The organism is Myroides albus, from assembly GCF_009711045.1.
GTDB classification, from domain to species: Bacteria; Bacteroidota; Bacteroidia; order Flavobacteriales; family Flavobacteriaceae; genus Flavobacterium; species Flavobacterium album_A.
The window spans coordinates 1-23022 of sequence record NZ_WMJX01000027.1 but is presented as its reverse complement, the minus strand read 5'-3'; the positions used below and the strand labels follow the sequence as shown (position 1 = coordinate 23022).

Here is a 23022-nt window from a genome sequence, read left to right as displayed (position 1 = left end):
ATGCCCTTATTTAAGTGAAATTAAACTGACACAATATGTTGTTAATACAGTTTATTATATTGATAGCCATGATATTGATTGGCTCTCAGATGAAAGGAATAGGATTAGGTGTGATGGGAATGGTAGGACTTATCATTTTTGTATTCTTCTTTGATATGCGCCCAGGAGATCCACCTATTGACGTGATGCTTGTGATTATGGCTATTGTTACAACAGCCGCAACTCTGCAAGCTTGTGGAGGATTAGATTATCTTGTGTATCTGGCTGAGAAAGTAATTCGAAGCAATCCTTCTAAAATAGTATTTATCGCTCCATTTACAGTGTATTTTTTCTGCTTGTTTGCAGGAACAGCTCACTTGTTATATTCGCTTCTACCCATTATATCTGAGGTGGCTGCTAAAAAGAGAATTAGACCAGAGAGACCACTTAGTGTTTCTGTTATTGCCTCTCACTTAGCAATTACTGGAAGTCCAATGAGTGCTGCTACTGCGGCTTTCGCTGGAGCGACTATATTGAATTACCAAGGAGCTTTAATTGATATAATGAAAATTTGTATTCCTGCTTGTATCATTGGAATTTTTGTTTCTTGTTTAGCTGTTTTGAAAAAGGGTAAAGAATTAAACGATGATCCAATCTTTCTTGAAAAGATGAAAGACCCTGCTTTCGCGGCGAGTTTGGACTCTACTGAGAATGGTAAACCAAAAGAAATACAAAAAGGTGCGAAACTATCTGTTATTATCTTTTCAATTGCAGTTCTTTTAATTGTACTAGCAGGAGCTTTTCCTGGAATACTACCTACGTTTGCCCCAGGTGAGGCAAGCTTGGTAATGAAAGCTACAGGTGAGATGCAAATGGTTGCTATTATTTGTATGGTAACTTTAACGGCTTCTGCAGCAATGCTTTTGTTGACTAAAACAAGTGCTGTTAAAGTAACACAAGTAAGTTTGTTTAGCTCTATGGCCACAGCCGTTGTTTCTGTTTTCGGTGTGGTGTGGATGAGCGCTACTTTTATGAGTCACAACTACGTTGAAATTCAAGGTTATTTGGAAGAGATTGTAACGATGTATCCTTGGACTTTTGCCATCGCTGTATTTGTATTAGGTGCATTGATGTTTAGCCAAGCTGCTACTACTAAAACCATGATGCCTTTGGGTATGGCTTTAGGATTGTCTAACCCTGCTTTGATTGCTATTTTCCCTGCTGTAAACGCCGATTTCGTTTTACCGGGATATCCAACGCTATTAGCGGCAATCAACTTTGACCGCACGGGAAGTACAAAGATTGGAAAGTTTGTAATTAATCACAGTTTTATGGTACCTGGTTTAGTAGCCATTGTCGTTGCGATCGCCGCCGGTTTCTTGATAGGTTCCATTGTAATATAAAGTTGAAAAATAATCATATCATGAAAAAATTATTATTATTAATGGCATTAATGGGGCAAGCCGTTGTGTTTGGTCAAGCCTTAGAGAAACAATCTGGCAATGATTCTATCTCTAAACCTATTATTCCAACAGAGAAGCAAAACTTATTGAAAAACGTTGATGTAATCTTTAATATGCGTTTTGGGTTGGATAATCAATTTTTAGACGGTAATCACACCGAGTCTAAATTTAATAATAACCAAGGTCGTTTAGAAATTAAAGGTAAGATACACGAGAAAGTGTTCTTTAGATTCAGAGATCGTTATACAAAAACAAAAGAACCAGGAAGTCGCGATAATTTTGCTCGTTCTACTGATATTGCATTTATCGGGGTAGATGTGACTCCAAATACACAAGTTACTTTAGGGAAAATGAGTGCTGATTGGGGAGGATACGAGTTTGATTTGAATCCAATTGATATCGTTGAATATAACGATATCTTGGAATATGCCGATAACTTCTTAACAGGGGTTGGTATTACCCATAAAGTAAATCCAAATCACACATTTGGTGTACAAGTTCTAAATGCGCGTAACAGTGATTTTGAAGATATTTACAAAGGAACTGTGCCAGTTGGAGTAGAAACATCAAAAACTGCAATGGCTTATATTACAAACTGGAGAGGTAGTTTCTTCGATGGTAAATTCGAGACTATTTACAGTTATAGTTATTTCCAAGAAGCTAAGAAAAAAGGAATGAATTATTATTCACTTGGTCACAAATATCAAGATAATAAACTTACTTTAATGTATGACTTTAAATACAGTAACGAGGGGCTTGATCGCAAAGGACTTGTTACAGGGATGTTAAACAGTCAAGGTGATAACCAAGCTACAGCTCAAGATGTTTCATATATGGAAAACTGGCTTAAAATGGAATACTTAGCTACTCCTAAGCTTAATTTATCACTTACTTTAATGACAAGTGATGCTTATGGTAAAAATGTAACACCTGAGCAAAGTGGAACAAACCACTTACGCACAAGTTATGGTTTTATTCCAGAGCTTCAGTACATCCCATTTAAAGATATCAACATTAGATTCTTTGTTTCTTATGTTGGACGTTACTACAAACACTCAGGATTTGCAAAAGATCAATTAGGATTAGAAAACTACAATACAGGAAGACTATCTATCGGATTTGTAGCTCCTTTATTAATACTTTAGGCTATAGTGTAAATTATATTTATAATTTTTTTATTGAACAGCTATTTCATGTAAATGAAGTAGCTGTTTTTTTGTTATTAAGTAGAAAGTTTTCTTTGTTATATTAAAAGCGATTAATTTTATTGAATATTGTTAAATAATGTATTGTTTGTTTTATAAAAATAGTATTTGTTTTGTGATTATGAGATTTTTTAAATAAAAAAATATAATAAATAAGTTTGCAGGGAAATAGATAGTGTTTTTCATTGTAATGGTTTAATTTTGCTACATTACAATAAGAAATGACTCTTATTCGTTTGGAATTAAGATTGCATTACTTTTAAGAGTATTCAATCAAAAAATAAAAGAGTTTAGAATAGTTTTGTTAGTTTTTGTTATATCGATTACAAGGTATTAACTAATAAAAAGAATAGAATTTAATTGAGGTAAAAAAATGAAGAAAAAGATTGTAATCACTGGTGGAGCTGGTTTTATTGGCTCTCATGTTGTTCGACAATTTGTATTAAAATATCCTGAATATCATATCTATAACCTTGATGCTCTAACTTACGCAGGTAATTTAGAAAATCTTAGAGATATTGAAAATGCTGCTAATTATACTTTTGTAAAAGGTGATATCACTGATGAAGAATTTATACAAGAGTTGTTTCAAAAAGAACAATTTGATGGAGTAATTCACTTAGCGGCAGAGTCACATGTTGACCGTTCTATTACTGATCCATTAGCTTTTGTTAAAACAAATGTCATAGGTACTGTGAATCTACTTCAAGCATTTAAAGCACTATGGCAGGACAATTGGCAGGACAAGCGTTTTTACCATGTTAGTACAGATGAGGTTTATGGAACTTTAGGGGAAAGTGGTCTTTTTACAGAAACAACATCCTACGATCCTAATTCACCTTATTCTGCATCTAAAGCAAGTTCAGATCACTTTGTACGTGCTTATGGTGAGACTTATAATATGCCCTATGTAATTAGTAATTGCTCTAATAATTATGGACCGAATCACTTCCCAGAGAAGTTAATCCCCTTGTGTATACACAATATAATTCACAATAAACCATTGCCAATCTATGGAGATGGAAAATATACACGTGATTGGTTATTTGTCATTGATCATGCAAGAGCTATAGACGATGTGTTTCACAAAGGAGGTAATACAGAGACATATAATATTGGAGGATTTAATGAGTGGCAGAATATTGACTTAGTGAAAGAATTGTGTAAGCAGATGGATCAAGTGTTAGGTCGTACCGCAGGTGAGAGTGAGCAACTAATTACTTTTGTCAAAGACAGACCTGGACATGATTTACGTTATGCTATTGATGCTACTAAGATTAATAAGGAATTAGGGTGGAGTCCTTCTGTAAGCTTCCCAGAAGGGTTAGCTAAGACAATTGATTGGTATATGAATAATCAAGAGTGGTTAGCGAATGTGACCAGTGGAGCATATCAAGATTACTACAAAGAGCAATATAAGTAATAGTTGACAGTTTACTGTTAAGGGGTTATAGAGATGCAGAGGTACAATACTTTGCGATTAATAATAGATTGTTGATTTGTTTTTTTGCTACAGAGCATATCTAAAAACAAAATCTCAAGAAGACAAAAAGGCTTAAAAAAATATGAAAGGAATAATATTAGCTGGAGGTTCTGGTACCAGATTACACCCTCTAACATTAGCAGTATCAAAACAATTGTTGCCAATATATGATAAACCGATGATTTATTATCCATTGTCAGTTTTGATGTTGGCAGGTATTCGTGAGATATTGATTATTTCGACGCCACATGACTTGCCTAATTTTCAAAAGCTTTTTGGAGATGGGAGTCAATTAGGTATCCAATTAAGTTATGCTGAACAACCAACTCCTGACGGGTTAGCACAAGCTTTTATTATAGGGGAGGAGTTTATAGGTAATGACGATGTATGTTTAGTGTTGGGAGACAATATTTTTTATGGGGCTGGATTACAACAAATATTGAATAAATCAGTAGAAACCGTGAAAAATGAACAGAAGGCGGTAGTGTTTGGATACTATGTAAATGATCCCGAACGCTATGGCGTAGCTGAGTTTGATAAAGATGGAAATGTCTTGAGTTTGGAGGAAAAGCCAGTTGCACCTAAATCTAATTATGCTGTTGTGGGATTATATTTTTATCCCAATTCTGTCGTTAAAATTGCAAAACAAGTAAAACCTTCTCATAGAGGTGAATTAGAAATTACTTCTGTGAATCAAGCTTATTTAACTAATGATACATTAAAGTTACAAACTATGGGGCGTGGATTTGCTTGGTTAGATACAGGAACACATGAGTCACTAACTGAAGCAACTGAGTTTGTTAAAGCGGTTGAGAAACGCACAAGTTTAAAAATTGCTTGTTTAGAAGAGATTGGTATTCTCATGAAATTTATAACTAAAGAATCAGTTTTTGAAAATATAAAGGATTTAAAAGGAGATTATTTTGAATACTTGAAACGCATTGCTAAATAGAAATGAAAGAACCGCAATTAATAGATTTACCTAAGTTCGCTGATAAACGTGGTAGTTTATCAATTATTCAAGAGTTAGTAAATATACCTTTTGTTATTGAACGAGTATATTGGATATATGATGTTCCTGGTGGAGAGATTAGAGGTAGTCATGCTTTTAAAGAGCAGCAAGAGCTAATTGTGGCTTTGTCGGGATCTTTTGATGTAGTGTTACATGACGGAGAAAAAGAACAAGTTTTTTCTTTAAACCGAAGCAATAAAGGTGTATTGGTACCTAAATTATATTGGAGAACAATAAGAAATTTTTCGTCTAATGCCTTAGCTTTTGTTTTGGCGAGTACAAGATATAGTGAGACTGATTATATCCGTGATTTTGATGAATTTATTAAATTAAGAAATCAACATGAATAGAGTATCTCTTGCGGATTGTAAAATTATACAATTACCTAAAATAGACAATGATGCTGGATGCATAACACCTGTTGAAAACAACAAAGATTTACCATTTAATGTTAAACGAGTTTTTTATCTCTATGATATTAAAGGAGGAGAAGAAAGAGGGAATCACGCTCATAAAGAATGTCATCAATTTCTAATTGCTGCGAGCGGATCTTTTGATGTTATTTTAGATGATGGTGTTGATAAAAAGAGAGTGTTTCTCAATAGAGCAGATGTTGGTTTACATATTCCTCCTGGCATTTGGGCAACAGAAATTAATTTCTCAAGTGGTTCAATTTGTTTAGTATTAGCTTCGCATGGTTATGATGAAGCAGATTATTTTAGAAATTACAATGATTATTTAGCATATTATGAAAGAGGTTAAGATTCATCCTTTAGCCGATGTGCAAAGTGTTAATATCGGAGAAGGTACACAAATTTGGCAATTCGTAGTTGTTTTGAAACAGGCTGAAATTGGCAAAAATTGCAATATAAATTGTAATGTTTTTATTGAGAATGATGTTGTTGTTGGAGATAATGTAACTGTAAAATCTGGTGTTCAACTATGGGATGGTATAAAGGTGGAGGACAATTGTTTTATTGGACCTAATGTAACGTTTACAAATGATTTAATTCCCAGATCTAAGGTGTATCCTTTGCGATTTGAACAAACTGTTTTGAAAAAAGGTTGTTCTATTGGAGCTAACAGCACTTTACTAGGTGGAATTACAATTGGTGAAGGGGCATTAATAGGTGCAGGTAGCGTAGTAACTAAAGATGTTGAACCTTTTGGTGTTTATTACGGAAATCCTGCTAAGTTGAAAGGTTTTATTTCGGCAGAAGGAGAAATTACTCCTGCTGAAAAGTAGTATTTGATTAACAAAATAGAGAATATGATTAAGTTTTTAGATTTACAAAAGATAAATAATCTGTATAAAGCAGATTTTCAACAAGCCTTTGAACAAACTTTAGATTCAGGTTGGTTCTTACAAGGTAACAATGTAAAAGCATTTGAAGAGTCGTATGCAAAATACTGTGGAGTAAAGCATGCTATAGGAGTAGCAAATGGATTAGATGCTTTAGTGTTAATTTTACGTGCATATAAAGAATTAGGGATATTAAAAGATGGAGATGAGGTTATCGTACCTTCTAATACTTATATAGCAAGTATTCTATCTATTACGGCTAATAATTTGGTGCCAATATTAGTAGAACCTGATATGGATACATTTAATTTGGATCCTAATCTAATAGAAAATCATATAACACCTAAAACGAAAGTTATCTTAGTGGTACATTTATATGGACAATTAGCCGATATGAAAGCCATTAATGCAATAGCAAAAAATCATAATCTTAAAGTAATAGAAGATGGAGCTCAGTCTCATGGAGCTCAGTTAGATGGAAAAGTATCTGGAGGAATTGGGGATGCAGCAGGACATAGTTTCTATCCAGGTAAGAACTTAGGTGCCTTGGCAGATGCAGGTGCTGTAACGACTAATGATGATGAGTTAGCAACTGTAATTCGTGCGCTATTAAATTATGGATCACATGTAAAATATCAAAACTTATACAAAGGGGTTAACAGTCGTTTAGATGAGATGAATGCAGCTTTTTTAGAGATTAAGTTAGGGAAATTAGCTACTGTAATAGAAAAGCGTAGAGCCGTAGCAAATATGTATTTATCAGGAATTAAAAACAGCAAGATTATTTTGCCTAAAGTAGAGAAAATAGATGCTCATGTTTGGCACTTATTTGTAATTCGAACAAATCAACGTGAAGCTTTACAAAACTACCTTTTAGAAAATGGTATTCAAACTTTAATTCACTATCCAATTCCTCCTCATAAACAAAAAGCATACGAAGAGATGAAAGAATTGCATTTGCCTATTAGTGAATTACTTCATACTCAAGTTTTGAGTCTGCCAATAAGCGAGGTAATCGAACATAAAGATGTAGCTTATATTATTGATTGTTTGAATAAGTTTTAATGAAATTAATAAGTACAACATTATATTCCGGATTAATTACTATTGTAAAGACTACTGCTGCATTTGTTTCCACAAAAATAGTCGCTATGTTTGTAGGGGCTGCAGGTGTGGCAACCATTGGAGCTTTTGGAAATTTCTTGAATATTGTGTTAGCCTTTGCCAATGGAGCTATTCAAACAGGAGTTGTTAAGTATACTGCTGAATATCAAGATGATGTAGAAAAAAGTAAGAAGCTTTTTAGTACTTCGTTCCGCATTTCTGTATTGTGTTCTTTGGCAATAGGAGCTTTACTATTGGCGCTTTCTAACTGGTTATCTACACTGATTTTTGCAACTTCTCAGTATGGAACTATTGTGCGTGTCTTGGGTGTTACTATTGTTTTTTATGCATTAAATAGTTTATTAATATCTGTATTAAACGGAAAAGGATTAATAAAAATATATTCTATTGTTAATATGGCAGGGAGTCTTTTGGGACTTGTATTAACATGTGTATTAGTTTACTTTTTTCAAATAGAAGGGGCTTTATTAGCATTGATATTGTCACAAACTGCTATATTTTTCGTGTCTCTATTTATCGTGTACAAGAAAAAACTGATTGTGCATGAAATTAAATGGAGTCTTTATGATAGAGATATAGCGAAGAAATTAAGTGGATATAGCCTTATGGCTATTGTTAGTGCAATGACTGTTCCTGTAGCACAAATTCTTATTAGAAATATGTTGACTGTTAATATGGGGATTGATTCTGCTGGTATTTGGCAAGGTATGATAAGAGTTTCTGATGCTTACTTATTAATCATTAATACAGCCTTAGGTACATACTATTTGCCTAAGTTATCTACTCTTATTGATAGAGAGGATATCACTCGCGAGTTGTATAAAGGTTTTAAGCTTATAATGCCTTTAGTGGTAGTTAGTTGTCTTATAATGTATGTACTTAGGTTTTTTGTAATTAGGATTTTATATACACCTGAATTTTATATAATGGAAGAGTTGTTTTTGTGGCAATTGTTAGGTGATATATTTAAAATTGCAGCTTTCTTGTTGGCTTATTTGATGTTAGCAAAAGCATTAACTAAAGTCTATATTATTACAGAAATTATTTTTTCGGTTTTATATGTTGTTTTATCTTATATCATGATTCCAATTTACGGAGTTAAAGGTGCTACACTTGCTTTTTTCTTTAATTATATTGGTTATTTTGTGTTTATGAGTATCTACTTTAAAGACTATTTATTTAGAAATGGAAGAGTTTAACAAAACTATTGTTTTTTTTTATCCTAGTAAGGTTGTTGGTGGTGCAGAGTATTTATTTATGCGTAGCGCTTTGTTTATGGCAGAACAAATGAATCTAAAAGTTCAGTATATTGACTATGCTGACGGGTTTGTAGCGCGAGAGCTGAGTGGATCTAAGAGTGTTGAATTCATAGTCTATAGTGATTTGGTGAAAGTGAAATTAAAAGAGAATCAAATTGTTATTTGTCCTTTTTCCTCTGCTTTTTGGGTCAACATTAGTTTGAAAGGCAATTACAGTATTTTGTTTTGGTCTATACATCCAGCAGGATTGTATGAGCGAGTAGCGACTTACTGCAAGTTCTCTAGATTTAAGTATACTGATTTTACTTCTGATATTAATGCTTTATTAAATCATAATGCTGTTGTTTTTATGGATGGTTCCAATGTAGACTATCAGAGAGATAAGTTTAACTTCTCATTGCATAAAGAAGATTTTTTACCTATTTTCTGTTTAGAGAAACAAGTACCACTTGTATCTAAAAAGGTACCGACAGCTACAATTCATTTGGGATGGCTAGGTAGGTTGTGTATTGAAAAAGTTAATCCTTTGATTAATGTTTTAAGACATTTAAAACTTCGTGCTTTAACTAATCATGATCAACAGTTTATATTTCATATTATCGGGGATGGAGAATGTCGTTACTTAGTGGAGAAAGAGAGTTTGCCAAGAAATGTTAGTATTTGTTTTCATGGAGTTGTAACTGGGGCTGAATTATACGATTTTATTTATCAAAATATTGATGTTATGTTTGGGATGGGAACCTCTACTTTAGAGGTCGCTAGCTTAAAGAAGGCTATTATCTTAGTAGATTTGTCTTTTGAAGAAATGCAGATGAATAACCAATTTAGATGGTTGTATGAGTCAACGCGTTATTCAGTAGGAGATGAGTATAAGAAAGAGGTTGTGTACAATCATAGTTTCGATGAAGTAATTGACGTGATAACTAATGGTAAATTAGCAGCGATTGAGAATGAATGTTATAACTACTTTAAGCAGTACCACACCATAGAGCACACGTGTAATGAGTTATATCATAGAGCAGTATCTAGTACTTTAGATAGTATAAGCTTTAGAAAGACTAAGTTTAATAAAGTTTTTATTTATGGTATTTTATTTAAGATTAAACGATTTAAAAACAGTTTATTGAAATAAATTGTTGTCTTTTCATTAGTTATGAGTATTAATGAAAGAGTAAATGTAAATTAGTATGAAAAAGAATTTAATAATATTTGGTACACGTCCTGAGGCGATTAAAATGGCGCCTTTAGTAAAGGAATTTAAAAAGCGTAGCGATGAGTTCGATACTCGTGTTTGTGTAACAGCACAGCATAGAGAAATGCTTGATCAAGTTTTGTCTTTTTTTGGAATTGAACCAGAGTATGATTTAAATTTGATGAAACCCAATCAAAACCTGTATTCTTTGACAGGTGAAATTATTACTGGTTTAAAGCCAATATTAGAAGATTTTGAACCTGACTACGTTTATGTACATGGCGATACAACTACTACTATGGCTGGGAGTATTGCTGCTTTTTATAGTGGTGCTAAAGTATGTCATGTAGAGGCAGGATTGCGAACTCATAATAAACGTGCTCCTTTTCCAGAGGAGATTAATAGACAGATTACAGGGCGCGTTGCAGATTATCATTTTGCTCCGACAAATGCTTCAAAAGAGAATTTAATTAAAGAGAATATAAGTCAGGAAGATATTCTAGTTACTGGTAATACTGTTATTGATGCACTTTTAGATAGTGTGGATCGAGTAGAGGATGTAGAAATTCAAGAAATTGAGTATCTAAAGCAAATTGTCAATTTCAATAAAAAATTAATATTAGTAACAGGACATAGACGTGAAAATCACGGAGATGGATTTATACGTATTTGTGAAGCTTTAAAGGAAATTGCAATAGCACATGATAATGTGCAGATTATTTATCCAGTGCATTTGAATCCGAATGTGAAAGAACCAGTTTATAAAATTTTATCTGATATTGAAAATATACAGTTGATAAATCCATTAGCTTATCCCTCTTTTGTTTGGTTAATGAATCAAAGTTATTTGATTATCACTGATAGTGGTGGAGTTCAAGAAGAAGCACCAAGCTTAGGAAAACCTGTACTTGTAATGCGTGAAACAACTGAAAGACCTGAGGCTGTAGAGGCTGGTACAGTTGTTTTGGTGGGAACAGACAAAGAGTTAATAGTTAACCAAGCAACAAAATTGTTACTTGATAAGCAATATTATACAGCAATGTCAGAATTACATAACCCTTATGGTGATGGGCAAGCTTGTAAACGTATAGTTGATTTTATTGCTAAATTGTAATTGTGATTAAACTTGGAAAGTATGGTATTAGATGACTTTTGTATGATCCAAGGTAAGTTATAGTATAGCAAGTATGTTAGTATAAAAAAAGTGCACTTTAAAGTGCACTTTTTTTACATCAAGAACAAACAAAAAAAAGTATGAAGTCAAAACTTCATACTTTTTAAGTAATTGCGTAATTCTCTTTTAAGAGAAGAGCTAAATTAAAACGGGTAATTAAGCTCTACGAACATTAACTGCGTTAAGTCCTTTTCTTCCATTCTCTACTTCGTAAGTAACCTCGTCGTTTTCACGGATACGGTCAACTAAACCTGTAGTATGTACGAAAATATCGTCTCCTCCGTTACTTGGAGTGATGAATCCAAAACCTTTTGTTTCATTGAAGAATTTTACTTTTCCTTCTTGCATGATGTAAATATTTAAAAATTGTAATAAACAGTTTATTGTATTTTCTGCACTTTCACAGCTCTAATACCTTTAGCGTTTTCTTCTTTCTGATAAGATATTAGCTCTCCTTTTTGCAGTGGGAAACCTACATCATTACTGTGAATAAACACGTTTTCTTTTGTTCCTTCTTCAGTGATAAATCCAAATCCTTTCTCACTTATAAAGGTTATTATTCCTTTGAACTCTGTTGTTTGGTTCTTAGGTTGTTTAGTTTTCTCTCTTTCCTTTTCTTGCTGATCAGGTGGGATGTCTGTTAAGTTTCCTAAATAATCTACATAAACAAGCATATCCTCTAAGTCCTTACCTTTGTTGTTGTTGGTTTTTCGGTCTTCTCTGCGTTCAGCCTTTTCTTTTTGTTTTTGTAACTTCTTTTTAATCTTTTCTTTCTTAGAAAAAGAGTCTGCCATAAATATTTGTATTTTATAATTATCTAATCCTTGAGTTAGTATTAAGCGATCTGCACTGTGTCAGAATACTTAATGGGTAAACAGAACTCAAACTGTTAAACATATTATAAGTAGTGTGCTAGTTTCAGCTAGTCAAATAACTTGTAGATAGGAAAAGAAGACCAGATTGTGGTGCTGTTTTATATTCTTCTCGTATCGATAAATATGAATTATCTAAATGAGAATAAAGAATAGATGCTTAGAAGAATAATCTGGTAGGAATATATGTATAAAAGCAAAAAACTTTATTGTATTAAATACTTTGGCAAATATACTATTAATTTATTTAATAGGAGGTATTTATTTTGGATTTGTTTGTTTTAAATGACAGAATGCGGATAGATTTTACTTTAAACTTATTTAATTACTGAATATTTTACTTTATTCTATTGTTTAAAATGTTCTGATTATGACTCATGATTTTCAATTATTCACTTGTGTACTATATCATTTTCTAAAAAAATGCTTAAGAAATTATTAATTATTTTTCATTAAGATGGTGTTTTTATGTCTTTATTTGTGTGTATTTGTTTGAATTTAAGTAGGTTAATTTATTTCATTTAATTATTTAGAACAGTTAAAAATAATTAATTAAGTTTGCGTCTAATTATATTTAATCTAAATAAATAAAATGAAAAACATTATTAACACTAGTTTTCTATTGATTTGTACATTGCTTTTCTTGACAGCTTGTTCAAGTGATGATTCAAATTCAGTGGAGGAATTAAAGAAATTCTCAATTGTTGTAAAAGGTCAAGATAAAAGTGGCACATTAACTGATTATTCCTCTTTTACCTATAGTGTTTACAATCAGAATACTTCTGAGTCTATCAAAGGTAATCTTGATCAGAAGGGATTAGCTACTATTGAATTACAAGTAGGTAATTATGATTTTAATCTCGAGAGCCCAGAAATTGGATTTGGTTTTCTAGGTAATGTGTCAATTAATAAAAGTGAATCTATTGTCATTGACATTGAGCTTGTTAAACCAACTTACCAAGGTTTGATAATCAGTGAACTCTTTACCTCGGGAGAGGGAGCAGAGGACGAGTATGGCGAGTATGTAGAATTAGCTGATCAGTACGTTGTTATCTATAATAATAGCGATAAGGTTAAGTACTTAGATGGCCTTTCTTATGGGATTACTGAACATTGGAATAAGTTTCCATATAACGCAACTACCCAGCAAGCTATGGATGAAAAATCTGTTTTAGCTGCTATTGTATATACTTTCCCAGGTACAGGAACAGACTATCCTATAGCTCCTGGTCAAGAGGTGGTTTTGGCTCGTTCAGCTAGAGATTTTAGTGAGAAAGGAAAAAATAAAGCTGCAGCTGATTTAAGTGGAGCTGATTTTGAAATTGTTATGCCATCTAATGATACTGACAATCCAAAAGTTCCTAATATGATTGTAAACGGGACTACTCATGCAGATATGTTAGGCTATGGAGTTGGTTATTCACCAGCTTTCTTGTTTAGACAACAGGGTGATCTTAAGTCTTTTTTGAGTGAAAACTCTATTGTTGTTGAAAGTATGTATGGAAGTAAACCTGTATTTAAAATTCCTGTTGATATTATTGTTGATGGTGTTGAAACAGGACAGGTGAATCAAGTAAAGTATAAATCACTATTAAATGAAATAGATAGAGGATATGTTACTGTTTCAGATACCGGTACAAGAGAGGTTTATGTTAGACGTATAAAACAAAACCAGTCATCTAGAAAAGTTTATATGGATACAAATAATTCAAGTGAGGATTTTGAAATTAGAGTAGGTCAAAGAAACTTCCCCGCAAAATAGAGCTGAACTTCTGTATGATATCTTTAAAAGTGGGCGAGCTCTAAAGATATTATAGTATTAAAGTCACAATTAATTCTTAGTGAATTTTACAAAGTATTTACTAGTAATTCACTAAGAATTTCTAAGCTTTATTAATTGGCTTAACATTGGATATATTGTATAATTTCAAAAGTCTGACCACTAGTATGACTATGGTAGAATCATTACCGATGAGAAAAAAATATTTTATTGTTATATTATTTTTAATTAGCTGCTTTTGTTTTGCATTTAATAACTCTAAAAACACTACGTATAGCGTTGTTATTGAAGTTTTAGATTTTCAAGGAGAACCTATTTCTTATGCAACTCTTGAATTTTTCGATCTTAATTTTGAGCTTACAACCAATGCTCAAGGTCTAGTATACTTAAAGCTACCCAAGGGCAGTTATAAATACACCGTTAAAGCTTTAGGTTTTTTACCTTTAGAGCAGACCTTAGATGTATCATCTTTTTCTAAGACGAAGGTTTATTTAAATAGGGAGAGTATCGAATTGGAAGAATTTATTATTATGGCTAAATATAATAGTAAAGCAAAAGACAAGGCTGTTATTAATCAAACAGCCTTGTCTTATATTCAGCCTACCTCACTTGTTGATGCATTAATTCTTCTTCCAGGGAGTTTACATCAGCAATCTTCTTTAAATCAGTTCAGTGGTGTTAATTTTCGTAGTTCAGGTGGTGATCAAAATAATGCTTTAGGTGTATCTATTATCTCCAATGGTGTTTCAATGCACAATGATGGTAGTAGAAATCAACTTTATGGATTAACTCAAGGTTCTAGAACTTCTTTTGCTAAGGAAAGAAACCTTGTGTTTAACTCTGGACTAGATATGCGTATGATATCAACTGACCATATTGAGAGTATTAGTGTTGTTAGGGGGATTTCCTCAGCTAAGGTTGGGAATTTATCAAGTGGACAAATTAATCTTAAGGCAAAACAAGGAGTTAGCCCTTTGCAAATACGCGCCAAGGTAGATCCAAATGTTCAGTTGGCTTATCTTGGAAAAGGAATTGATTTGGGGTCCAACTATGGTGTATTACACTTAGGTATGGATGTTTTAAGCTCAAAACCAGATGTTCGTGAAACCTTGACAAAATTCACTAGGGTTACCTCTCAAATCAATCATAATTTAGGTCTTGATTTTTTAGGGAATTATATTGAGCTTAATACTAAATTGAATTATACTCAAACTTTAGATAATCATAAAAGTGACCAGTCTACCGAGTATAATGAGGAACTCTACAAAGTGAAATATCACAAATTAGACTTTACATGGAAGGCATCTACTTTGCTTGATAAAAAATGGATTGACGATATTGAACTTATTGCACATTTTGATTACACAAAAGATGTGTTAGATCGTTCCTTACTTGTTTATTCTGATGGTGGTATAAATATGTCTAATGCGACGCAGCCAGGAGTACATGAGGCTTTTTTTTTACCTTCTAAATATAAGACGAGTTATCAAATGGACAATGCTCCACTGAATGTGTTTTTACAATTCAATGCGGGGAAGTTTTGGAATTTGTCAGATAAGATCACTCAAAATATTATTTACGGGATAGAATACAATAGTGTAAAGAATCACGGAAAAGGCGCAGTAATTGATCCCAATCTTCCACCTTTTCCTTCTGATAATTCATTTATTCGCCCACGTAAAAATTCTTCAATTCCTTCTTTAATTCACTCTGCTTATTATATTGAAAGCAACATAGGTATTAACATAGATAAATTAGATTCAAAAATTGATTTAACAACCGGGTTAAGAGGTGTGCAAATGTTTAATTTACCTTCATCTTATTTTTTAAACAACAAGGTTTTGGTTGAACCAAGATTGCAAATGAATTTTACAACCAATTATAATTCACAGCAAGATATCTATACAAATTTTAGAATTGGATATGGTCAGCAAAACAAACTTCCGACTTTAGATTATTTGTATCCTGATCGAATTTATCGAGATATAGAAGTTTTAAACTGGTATGATAATTTACCAGAGAATCGATTATTACTTACTCATACTTTTATACACGATGTAGAAAATCCGAATTTAAGAGCCAGTAGAGCCAAGAAGTTTGAATTTGGTATGGATTTTTCATATAAGGATTTTGAGTTCTCATTAACCAGCTTTTATGAAAAATATGATAGAGGCTTTGAATATCACTATCAGTATAGTCCTGTTAATTACAATAAGCTAACCACTGCTAATAAGCCTATTGTAGGTAAGCCATCTATAGGGGATTTTGATATGGATACCCAGCATAATTTTATTATGCTTCCAAGGGCATTAAATAGTAGTGAGTTACATAAGAAGGGGCTTGAGTATAGGATTGTATTGCCAGAGATTAAATTTTTATCTACAAGTATTGAAATTAACGGGGCTTATTATAAAACTAAATATGGCTCAAATCAACCCAAGATGTATTATCCTAAAACAATCACTAATAATGAGTTATATCCTTATGTAGGTATATATGATAATGCTCCTGAGATAACTCTTAGCCGCTTGAATACTAATGTTTGGTTTAATACAAGAATACCGCGTTTGAAACTTGTTTTTACAACCTTTATTCAAGCATTATGGTATACATCTTCTCAATTATCAAGTAATGAATCTTTTGTCCCTTCAGCTTATTTGGATAAGACTAATACTATTTATAAAATTGATTACGATAAGGTTAAAATTGATAACCCTGACTTAATTTCATTGGATTTGCGCAATGAAAAAACTAATTTTTCTAAAGATACAACCAGACCTGATTTTATGGTCAACTTTAAGGGAAGTAAAGAGATTAAAAATTTTGGAAGTATATCTTTTTTTGTCAATAATATTTTAAATCTAAACTCTAAGTATAAGAATAATTACAATGTAAACCAGCGCAAATGGTCTTCAGCATATTTTGGAGTTGAAGTAACTTTAAAATTAGATGCGTTATGAAACAATTTGCAATAAGAATAATTGTTTGTTTTATTTTCTTGTTCACTTGTTTAGCAATAGGTCAAACAAATAAGCTAACAAGTCAATATTTTGCTTTAGATGATAATGAGTTTATATTAAATACTAACCCAGGTGATTTGCCAAAGTTTGTATTTAATTCTGCTTATTTAAATAATTATAGTCATGTGGGGGCACAGACCTATTTAGAATTGTTTTATCACAATCAAAATCAAGATAAATCATATAGAATAGACAAAGGTAAAAAATCAAGTGAGTATGGTATTACAGCTCGTTGGTTTACACCTGTGGATAGTACTTCTAATTTCTTTTCGCAGGTTGTGGTTAGAAAAGGGGTACAGCAGGATATCTACGGATTTACTTCTAGAGTCTCATCAATTTACGGCCCTTATCAAATGATTAATTTAAAACAAGGAGATTATAAGTATCAGAATTATGATTTAAGTGCACGTTATAGTAAAAGAATAAAAAATTTTGTTTTAGGTACTAACTTAACTTACACAGGGGATTATTCCTTTAAACAAACAGATCCGCGAGCTCGAAATATTTCTTCTTGGTTCTCAGTTGAACTAGGTAGTGTTTATCATTTAAATAAGAGTTTTGATTTTGGATTAAGTACAACTTATCAACTACACAGGCAAACTCAAGAGCTTGATGTTTGGAAAGGAAACATAAAACAACAGTTTTTTGTTTTACGTGGTTTTGGTATGATTGATCACGAACATAAGGATTATGTATTTTCAAGAAAGCGCATTTATACTCAAGATCAATTCGATGTAAACCTTTCTAGCTCTCTATGGAAAGACAGAAAGTTTAATATAGATTTATTGTTGTTAGCCAAAAGTAGAAATATGAAAACAGAGGAGCAAATTCCCATTAATTTACATCAATTAAAAACTTCAATTATTTCACTTTCAACAGTTTTAAAGTACTATATTTCATCGAATTGGCTAAGTAAAATAAATCTGTTTTATCAAAATAAGACTTTAAAAGGTACTGAGAATAGGTATAGTTATACGCGTGTTAATCAGAATTATAGTGGGGTATATGATTATGTAAAGATTGGTTCTTTACAAGCTTATAGTCTAAAGCAAAATAGATTAAGGATACAAACAGAAATAACTTATCGATCGAATAACAGTGGTAGTTATTCATTTTTGTTGGGCTACCAAAACCAATCACTGAATGAGAAGTATAAAGCAAGTAATTTTAGATCGCAATTAGATAAAGATACTTTTAGTGCTGAGATAAAATCAGATTACAAGGGAAATAAAAATCATTTAACTTGGGGAGTTATCTATCAATTAGAAAACACAACTAAGGCCTTAGCGCAAAATGACAATAGATTTTCAAGCTTGTATAATGAAATTTATTATCCAGTTTTTCTGTATGATTCATTGGATAAAAATATGTTAGCTTTATTTGTCGATTATAACTATCGCCTTAAAGGTAATCAACAAATAGGAATTAAAGTTCAAGTATCTAAGCTTTGGGCTGATTCCACAAAGTTGAAAACAATGCAGGTAGTAGATATTAATTATTTAAGCGCTTTTACTAGTTTGTATTATAGGTTTTAACCCAGTACAAAAAACGCTAGTTTTTGCTTTTAGATAAACTAGCGTTTATTTGTTTGGAGTAGAAAAGCAAGTTCTTTTTAAAATACTTTTTTACTAGATAAAATTAATGTTCTTGTTATTTCAAAGATTATGTGATTGATCTTTATAATGAACCTATTTTAGTAACTGATCAAAAAGCAATTGATTAGGTTCTCTTAAGATATAGTGATTCTCGTCGTAGTGTTCTAAGTTCATTTGATTAATCACTTTGACAAAGGAATCGTAGTCTATATATTTTATTGTAGGTTCTTGCTTTTCGGATAGCATCACCAAGGCCAGTTGCCAATGAGTAGGTTTTATCCCATCGGGTAGTCCTGAAGTAATGACAGGGACAAAGGCCTGTTTTGGAACAATACTACTTACCCCTAACGTTAGGCTATAGGCTCCCAGGATTTCTCCTTGTTGGTTTTGATAAAACATCGGTTTCATATAGTAAAGGTCTTCGCTTTGCTTTTGATGTAGGAATTGTTTAAAAGTATCGGTTAATTCTTCTACTGGCAATTTAACCCAGTGATCTAAAGTTGCTGAAGAAATATAGATAGGATTGTATCCACCAAATACAACAAAGGTCATTTGCTTTTGTTGAAGCTGAGCCACTTGCTCTAACAGGTAATTGTTGTTCCATGCCTGTATATCCTGTTTGAGTTCATTCAGTCCTGCCAACTCGATCTCTTTTTCGTCGTCTAAGATAAAGGTATGCACTTTAAACAATTTGCAAGCTGATTCTATGCAGTGAAAGAAATCTGTTATGTCTTGCTCGGTAGCTGGTACATTCAGTGAAACTTTCAAGTCCTTTGCATCCTTAGAGAGGATGAATCCCCTTCCGATCTGCTTTGGATTGACTGCCACTATATTGATTTCTTCAATCTGGCTATCGCGTAACTCCTCCAAGACATAAGCAGAGTTAAGGTCTCTACATCCAAGGAGTACAGGGTTGTCAAATAAAGATTCTATGACTGCTAAATTAATAGCTTTTTTGAACAGTCCTTTTTGTTTTATTCGTATTTCGATTGCCATGGTTTTTCTTTTTATTTCAAATATAGGGATATCCATTTTGTTTTTTGTAACTATCTCGATTTATTTACACCATTGATTATAATTCTTTAATTTATACTTTTTAAGTGCTTTTAGGCATCAACGCCTTGTTTTTAAGTGGATTTGGTATTAAATGGTACACGGATATCTTGAATATGTATTGTTGAATTATTAGTAATTGTGTTATAATTTTAGCATAGTTATATTTTGTTAAGAGAAACGGGTGCTTTTTATAAATAGTGGAAAAAATCCTCAATACACTTATTATTAAGTCATTGTGCGATGTTTTGATGATTTGTATCTTCTCTATGGCTGAAGGAAGTTTTACTGTCCTTTTTATCTATTGTCTAATTTACTTATCTTAGAAGCTGAAAGTATATTGATTTACTTATGGAACACATTTTGTTTAGATTAGAAATTTGACAATGTGATTTATCTTTTGTGTAAATCGCATTTTAGATATTTATTCTATAGAATATTAATTCTAATTTTGTATTAGAAAATCAAAGAACAAAGAAGGGCAAATAGAAAGGCGCTATTTGATTTCTATAGTAGCATTTTCTAAAAAATCGTAATGTAGTAAGAGTAACTATTGGTTACTTTGTATTTTTATTTTATATTTTGAATGAAAAGGATGGCTTACTTAGCTATCCTTTTTACATTTAATATGTTTTTATTTATAGTGCATAGTTGTATTATAGAGTTGTTTGATTATTAATCTTGATAGTCTTCTTTTTTTGTGTTTTACTTATAGGATTTCACAATCGAGATACCTCGATATTCTGTTTGCTTTTTTAACTAGTGGTTATTGTAAGCTTTTAATTTGCTTATACTGAGCGTTTTTAAGTCAAATACGGACTTTTTATTCCTTTTTAAATACTTAACTTTTTATAAGTAGATATTTAATTAAAATCAAGTAAGGTACTTGATTATTAACTAAATCTATTTATTATGAAAAAGTTTTTAAACATTAAAAGTGTTTTTTTCTACTTTGTTTTTTTGCAATGTGGAACTCTACTTGCCCAAGGAAATGGAATAGCAGGTATTACCGAGGCAACTCAAATGGTTACTTCATATTTTGATCCTGCCACCAAACTGATCTATGCCATAGGTGCTGTGGTGGGGCTTATTGGAGGGGTTAAAGTATATAATAAATTCTCTAGTGGAGACCCAGATACTAGTAAAACTGCAGCAAGCTGGTTTGGCGCGTGTATTTTTTTAATTGTAGCGGCTACAATTCTAAGATCATTCTTTTTATAAACCCATTGAGTATGCAAAAATATAGTATTAATAAAGGCACAGGTAGTTGTGTTGAATTTAATGGTCTAAAAGCCCAGTATCTATTTTACTTGGCTGGTGGTTTTTTAGGTGTACTTATAGTTGTTATGATGCTCTATATACTGGGTGTATCAAGTTATGTTTGTCTTTTTTTAGCCAGTGTATTAATTGTTAGTCTTACCTGTTTGGTTTTTCACTTTAATTACAAATACGGTCAGTATGGACTATTAAAGCTTGTAGCTAGAAGGTCTTTTCCAAAATACATCATATCAAGGGAGTGTATAACTACTTTTTTTGAGTTTAATTCTAACACTTAACTTTATGAGAAATATTGCCAAAGCAAACACTCTAAAGCGGATGTTTCCCCTTTTAAGTGTGGAACAAAACTGCATAATATCCAAACAAGCAGATATCACATTTTGTTACAAGGTTGAATTACCCGAGATATTTTCTTTATCAAGTCAGGATTACCAAGCTATACATTCTCTTTGGGAAAAGGCTTTAAAAGTTTTGCCTGATTTTACCATTGTACACAAACAAGATTGGTTTACAAACCATAGTTACTCTTGTTTAGATGATTTACAACAAATGAGTTATTTGAGTCAGAGTTTTGAAAAACACTTTATGGGTCGTGGTTTTTTAAAACACGAATGTTATTTATATATAACTAAGACAAACAAGCAAAGAATTCAAAGCCGCAGTAATTTTTCATCCTTAGTCTATGGTGAATTAGTACCAAAGCAAATTAAAGATAAAACAGTTTTGCAGAACTTCGAACAGGCCTGTCTACAGTTTGAAAGAATCTTAAACGACAGTGAGTATTTCTCGATACAAAAACTCTGTAGTAACCAAATTGTTGGAACAACTAGTCAAGGTGGACTCTTACAAAGGTATATGTCTTTAAATGAGCAAGATAATGCTGTTTTAGAAGACATTGAGCTTAATGCTCAAAGAGTTAGGGTAGGAGAGAATGTTATAAATTTTTTTACTTTTTCCAACCCTTTCGATCTTCCTTTAGAGGTTTCTATGGCTAGGGCTTATGATAAACTCTCTAGTGATAAAAGTGAACTCTTAGTTAGTTTTGCCAGTCATGTATCGTTACAACTAGATTGTAATCACATCTACAATCAATATCTTTTTATTGAAGATAGTGATGATAACTTAAAAATGTTTGAGAAAAGGGCAAAAAACATGCATTCTCTCTCTAGGTATAGCCGTTCTAATCAAATCAACAAGCAATGGATAGAACAGTATTTAAATCAAGCCCATAGCCAAGGACTACAATCCATACGTGCTCATTTTAATGTGATGACTTGGTCGGATTGTCCACAAGAATTAAAACAAATTAAAAATAAAGTAACAAGTAGTATTGCATCAATGGGATGTATACCTAGACACAATACGGTTGATTCGGCTGTTCTTTTTTGGGCAGGTATACCTGGTAATAGCTCAGATTTTCCAAGCGAGGAGAGTTTTTATAGTTTTGTTGCACCTGCTATTTGTTTTTTTAATTCAGAGACTAATTCTAAAGATTCACAATCTGACTTTGGAATTAAAATGACTGATCGTTTAAGTGGAAGACCTGTTTTTATTGATCTTTCAGATCTTCCAATGAAAAAGGGAATCATTACTAATCGCAATAAATTTATTCTTGGGCCTTCCGGTAGTGGTAAAAGCTTTTTTACCAATCACCTCTTAAGGCAATATCACGAACAAGGCGCTCATGTATTAATTGTCGATACAGGAAATTCTTATAAAGGACTCTGTGATTTAATTGGTGGTAAATCAAATAATCAAGATGGTATTTACTTTACCTATACCCAAGAGAATCCAATTTCATTTAATCCTTTCTATACCCAAGATGGTATTTTTGATATTGAGAAAAAAGAGAGTATCAAAACCCTGATTCTAACTCTTTGGAAACGCGATGATCAGCCCGCAACCCGTTCAGAGGAAGTAGCTATATCTAACGCTGTAAATGGTTATTTAAAAACTCTTGAAGACAAAAGTAATATTCCGAGTTTTAATGGTTTTTATCAGTATTTAAATACTGATTATAAAAGTGAATTAGATTTTAAAAAAGTAAGGGAAAAAGACTTTGACTTACACAATCTTCTCAATGTTTTAGAGCCTTATTATAAAGGTGGCGAATATGATTACTTATTAAACTCCAATAAGGAGTTGGATCTACTCTCTAAAAGGTTTATTGTCTTTGAAATAGATAGTATAAAGGGTGCGCCCGTCAAGGTTGCATAAGAAATGTCCTTT

General features: G+C 32.2%; 19 protein-coding genes and 1 pseudogene. 17 read left to right on the top strand and 3 right to left on the bottom strand.

The window, feature by feature from the left end; translation table 11 throughout:
* Window positions 1-35 precede the first annotated feature (35 nt).
* From GJV76_RS11435 to wecB, 11 genes are all read left to right on the top strand, one after another.
* On the top strand, window positions 36-1382 hold the full coding sequence (locus tag GJV76_RS11435) for an anaerobic C4-dicarboxylate transporter family protein (protein ID WP_155092754.1): 1347 nt from the start codon (window positions 36-38) through the stop codon (window positions 1380-1382).
* Window positions 1383-1402: 20 nt separating this feature from the next.
* Window positions 1403-2587: a porin gene (locus tag GJV76_RS11430; protein ID WP_155092753.1), complete on the top strand. Its 1185-nt coding sequence runs from the start codon at window positions 1403-1405 to the stop codon at window positions 2585-2587.
* A gap of 433 nt (window positions 2588-3020) precedes the next feature.
* Complete coding sequence (gene rfbB / locus GJV76_RS11425; protein WP_155092752.1) at window positions 3021-4070, top strand: dTDP-glucose 4,6-dehydratase; 1050 nt, start codon at window positions 3021-3023, stop codon at window positions 4068-4070.
* Between the two features lie 142 nt (window positions 4071-4212).
* Window positions 4213-5082, top strand: coding sequence for a glucose-1-phosphate thymidylyltransferase RfbA (gene rfbA / locus GJV76_RS11420; protein ID WP_155092751.1), 870 nt, complete (start codon window positions 4213-4215; stop codon window positions 5080-5082).
* A 2-nt stretch (window positions 5083-5084) separates the two neighbouring features.
* Window positions 5085-5492: a sugar 3,4-ketoisomerase gene (locus GJV76_RS11415; protein WP_155092750.1), complete on the top strand. Its 408-nt coding sequence runs from the start codon at window positions 5085-5087 to the stop codon at window positions 5490-5492.
* A complete protein-coding gene (locus GJV76_RS11410; protein WP_155092749.1) occupies window positions 5485-5904 on the top strand; it encodes a sugar 3,4-ketoisomerase in 420 nt (139 codons plus the stop codon). Before GJV76_RS11415 ends, GJV76_RS11410 begins: the two co-directional genes overlap by 8 nt.
* Entirely contained in the window at window positions 5891-6388 is a 498-nt protein-coding gene (locus tag GJV76_RS11405) for an acyltransferase (RefSeq protein ID WP_155092748.1), read from the top strand. Before GJV76_RS11410 ends, GJV76_RS11405 begins: the two co-directional genes overlap by 14 nt.
* 24 nt (window positions 6389-6412) lie before the next feature.
* Window positions 6413-7510, top strand: coding sequence for a DegT/DnrJ/EryC1/StrS family aminotransferase (locus tag GJV76_RS11400; protein WP_155092747.1), 1098 nt, complete (start codon window positions 6413-6415; stop codon window positions 7508-7510).
* Window positions 7510-8769, top strand: coding sequence for an O-antigen translocase (locus GJV76_RS11395; RefSeq protein WP_155092746.1), 1260 nt, complete (start codon window positions 7510-7512; stop codon window positions 8767-8769). The genes GJV76_RS11400 and GJV76_RS11395 overlap by 1 nt, the downstream gene beginning before the upstream one ends.
* Complete coding sequence (locus GJV76_RS11390; RefSeq protein WP_155092745.1) at window positions 8756-9961, top strand: glycosyltransferase family protein; 1206 nt, start codon at window positions 8756-8758, stop codon at window positions 9959-9961. The genes GJV76_RS11395 and GJV76_RS11390 overlap by 14 nt, the downstream gene beginning before the upstream one ends.
* 55 nt (window positions 9962-10016) lie before the next feature.
* Complete coding sequence (gene wecB / locus GJV76_RS11385) at window positions 10017-11135, top strand: non-hydrolyzing UDP-N-acetylglucosamine 2-epimerase (protein WP_155092744.1); 1119 nt, start codon at window positions 10017-10019, stop codon at window positions 11133-11135.
* A gap of 216 nt (window positions 11136-11351) precedes the next feature.
* Here wecB and GJV76_RS11380 read toward each other — a convergent pair whose 3' ends face one another.
* A complete protein-coding gene (locus GJV76_RS11380; RefSeq protein ID WP_155092743.1) occupies window positions 11352-11543 on the bottom strand; it encodes a cold-shock protein in 192 nt (63 codons plus the stop codon).
* Between the two features lie 32 nt (window positions 11544-11575).
* A complete protein-coding gene (locus tag GJV76_RS11375) occupies window positions 11576-11989 on the bottom strand; it encodes a cold-shock protein (RefSeq protein WP_155092742.1) in 414 nt (137 codons plus the stop codon).
* A gap of 670 nt (window positions 11990-12659) precedes the next feature.
* On the opposite strand from GJV76_RS11375, the gene GJV76_RS11370 reads away from it, so the two are divergent.
* The 3 genes from GJV76_RS11370 (at window position 12660) to GJV76_RS11360 (ending at window position 18402) form a co-directional block, all read left to right on the top strand.
* A complete protein-coding gene (locus GJV76_RS11370) occupies window positions 12660-13829 on the top strand; it encodes a DUF4876 domain-containing protein (RefSeq protein ID WP_155092741.1) in 1170 nt (389 codons plus the stop codon).
* Window positions 13830-14038: 209 nt separating this feature from the next.
* Complete coding sequence (locus tag GJV76_RS11365; protein ID WP_155092740.1) at window positions 14039-16807, top strand: TonB-dependent receptor; 2769 nt, start codon at window positions 14039-14041, stop codon at window positions 16805-16807.
* Window positions 16804-18402 carry a DUF6850 family outer membrane beta-barrel protein gene (locus GJV76_RS11360; RefSeq protein WP_155092739.1) on the top strand — a complete coding sequence of 533 codons (1599 nt, stop codon included), beginning with the start codon at window positions 16804-16806 and terminating at the stop codon, window positions 18400-18402. Before GJV76_RS11365 ends, GJV76_RS11360 begins: the two co-directional genes overlap by 4 nt.
* A 153-nt stretch (window positions 18403-18555) precedes the next feature.
* Here the strand turns inward: GJV76_RS11360 and GJV76_RS11355 are convergent, their stop codons facing one another.
* The gene (locus GJV76_RS11355; protein ID WP_160339944.1) at window positions 18556-19458 is read right to left on the bottom strand and encodes a DUF4299 family protein; all 903 of its coding nucleotides are present in this window, start codon (window positions 19456-19458) and stop codon (window positions 18556-18558) included.
* Window positions 19459-20427: 969 nt separating this feature from the next.
* Between GJV76_RS11355 and GJV76_RS11350 the strand changes: the two genes are divergently transcribed.
* The 3 genes and pseudogenes from GJV76_RS11350 to GJV76_RS11340 form a co-directional block, all read left to right on the top strand.
* Window positions 20428-20736, top strand: a complete 309-nt coding sequence (locus GJV76_RS11350; protein WP_155092737.1) for a DUF4134 domain-containing protein — start codon at window positions 20428-20430, stop codon at window positions 20734-20736.
* A gap of 11 nt (window positions 20737-20747) precedes the next feature.
* Window positions 20748-21071, top strand: coding sequence for a DUF4133 domain-containing protein (locus GJV76_RS11345; protein ID WP_155092736.1), 324 nt, complete (start codon window positions 20748-20750; stop codon window positions 21069-21071).
* A gap of 4 nt (window positions 21072-21075) precedes the next feature.
* Window positions 21076-22986: pseudogene (locus GJV76_RS11340) on the top strand (TraG family conjugative transposon ATPase); the annotation flags it as partial.
* Between the last annotated feature and the right edge of the window lie 36 nt (window positions 22987-23022).

Bases quoted from the DNA above. Each gene is read 5' to 3' on its own strand.
- GJV76_RS11390 (WP_155092745.1), top strand. From the start codon at position 8,756: ATGGAAGAGTTTAACAAAACTATTGTTTTTTTTTATCCTAGTAAGGTT.
- GJV76_RS11375 (WP_155092742.1), bottom strand. From the start codon at position 11,989: ATGGCAGACTCTTTTTCTAAGAAAGAAAAGATTAAAAAGAAGTTACAA.
- GJV76_RS11405 (WP_155092748.1), top strand. From the start codon at position 5,891: ATGAAAGAGGTTAAGATTCATCCTTTAGCCGATGTGCAAAGTGTTAAT.
- rfbB (WP_155092752.1), top strand. From the start codon at position 3,021: ATGAAGAAAAAGATTGTAATCACTGGTGGAGCTGGTTTTATTGGCTCT.
- wecB (WP_155092744.1), top strand. From the start codon at position 10,017: ATGAAAAAGAATTTAATAATATTTGGTACACGTCCTGAGGCGATTAAA.
- GJV76_RS11350 (WP_155092737.1), top strand. From the start codon at position 20,428: ATGAAAAAGTTTTTAAACATTAAAAGTGTTTTTTTCTACTTTGTTTTT.
- GJV76_RS11430 (WP_155092753.1), top strand. From the start codon at position 1,403: ATGAAAAAATTATTATTATTAATGGCATTAATGGGGCAAGCCGTTGTG.
- GJV76_RS11355 (WP_160339944.1), bottom strand. From the start codon at position 19,458: ATGGCAATCGAAATACGAATAAAACAAAAAGGACTGTTCAAAAAAGCT.
- GJV76_RS11360 (WP_155092739.1), top strand. From the start codon at position 16,804: ATGAAACAATTTGCAATAAGAATAATTGTTTGTTTTATTTTCTTGTTC.
- GJV76_RS11380 (WP_155092743.1), bottom strand. From the start codon at position 11,543: ATGCAAGAAGGAAAAGTAAAATTCTTCAATGAAACAAAAGGTTTTGGA.
- GJV76_RS11395 (WP_155092746.1), top strand. From the start codon at position 7,510: ATGAAATTAATAAGTACAACATTATATTCCGGATTAATTACTATTGTA.
- GJV76_RS11365 (WP_155092740.1), top strand. From the start codon at position 14,039: ATGAGAAAAAAATATTTTATTGTTATATTATTTTTAATTAGCTGCTTT.
- GJV76_RS11415 (WP_155092750.1), top strand. From the start codon at position 5,085: ATGAAAGAACCGCAATTAATAGATTTACCTAAGTTCGCTGATAAACGT.
- GJV76_RS11370 (WP_155092741.1), top strand. From the start codon at position 12,660: ATGAAAAACATTATTAACACTAGTTTTCTATTGATTTGTACATTGCTT.
- GJV76_RS11345 (WP_155092736.1), top strand. From the start codon at position 20,748: ATGCAAAAATATAGTATTAATAAAGGCACAGGTAGTTGTGTTGAATTT.
- rfbA (WP_155092751.1), top strand. From the start codon at position 4,213: ATGAAAGGAATAATATTAGCTGGAGGTTCTGGTACCAGATTACACCCT.
- GJV76_RS11400 (WP_155092747.1), top strand. From the start codon at position 6,413: ATGATTAAGTTTTTAGATTTACAAAAGATAAATAATCTGTATAAAGCA.
- GJV76_RS11410 (WP_155092749.1), top strand. From the start codon at position 5,485: ATGAATAGAGTATCTCTTGCGGATTGTAAAATTATACAATTACCTAAA.
- GJV76_RS11435 (WP_155092754.1), top strand. From the start codon at position 36: ATGTTGTTAATACAGTTTATTATATTGATAGCCATGATATTGATTGGC.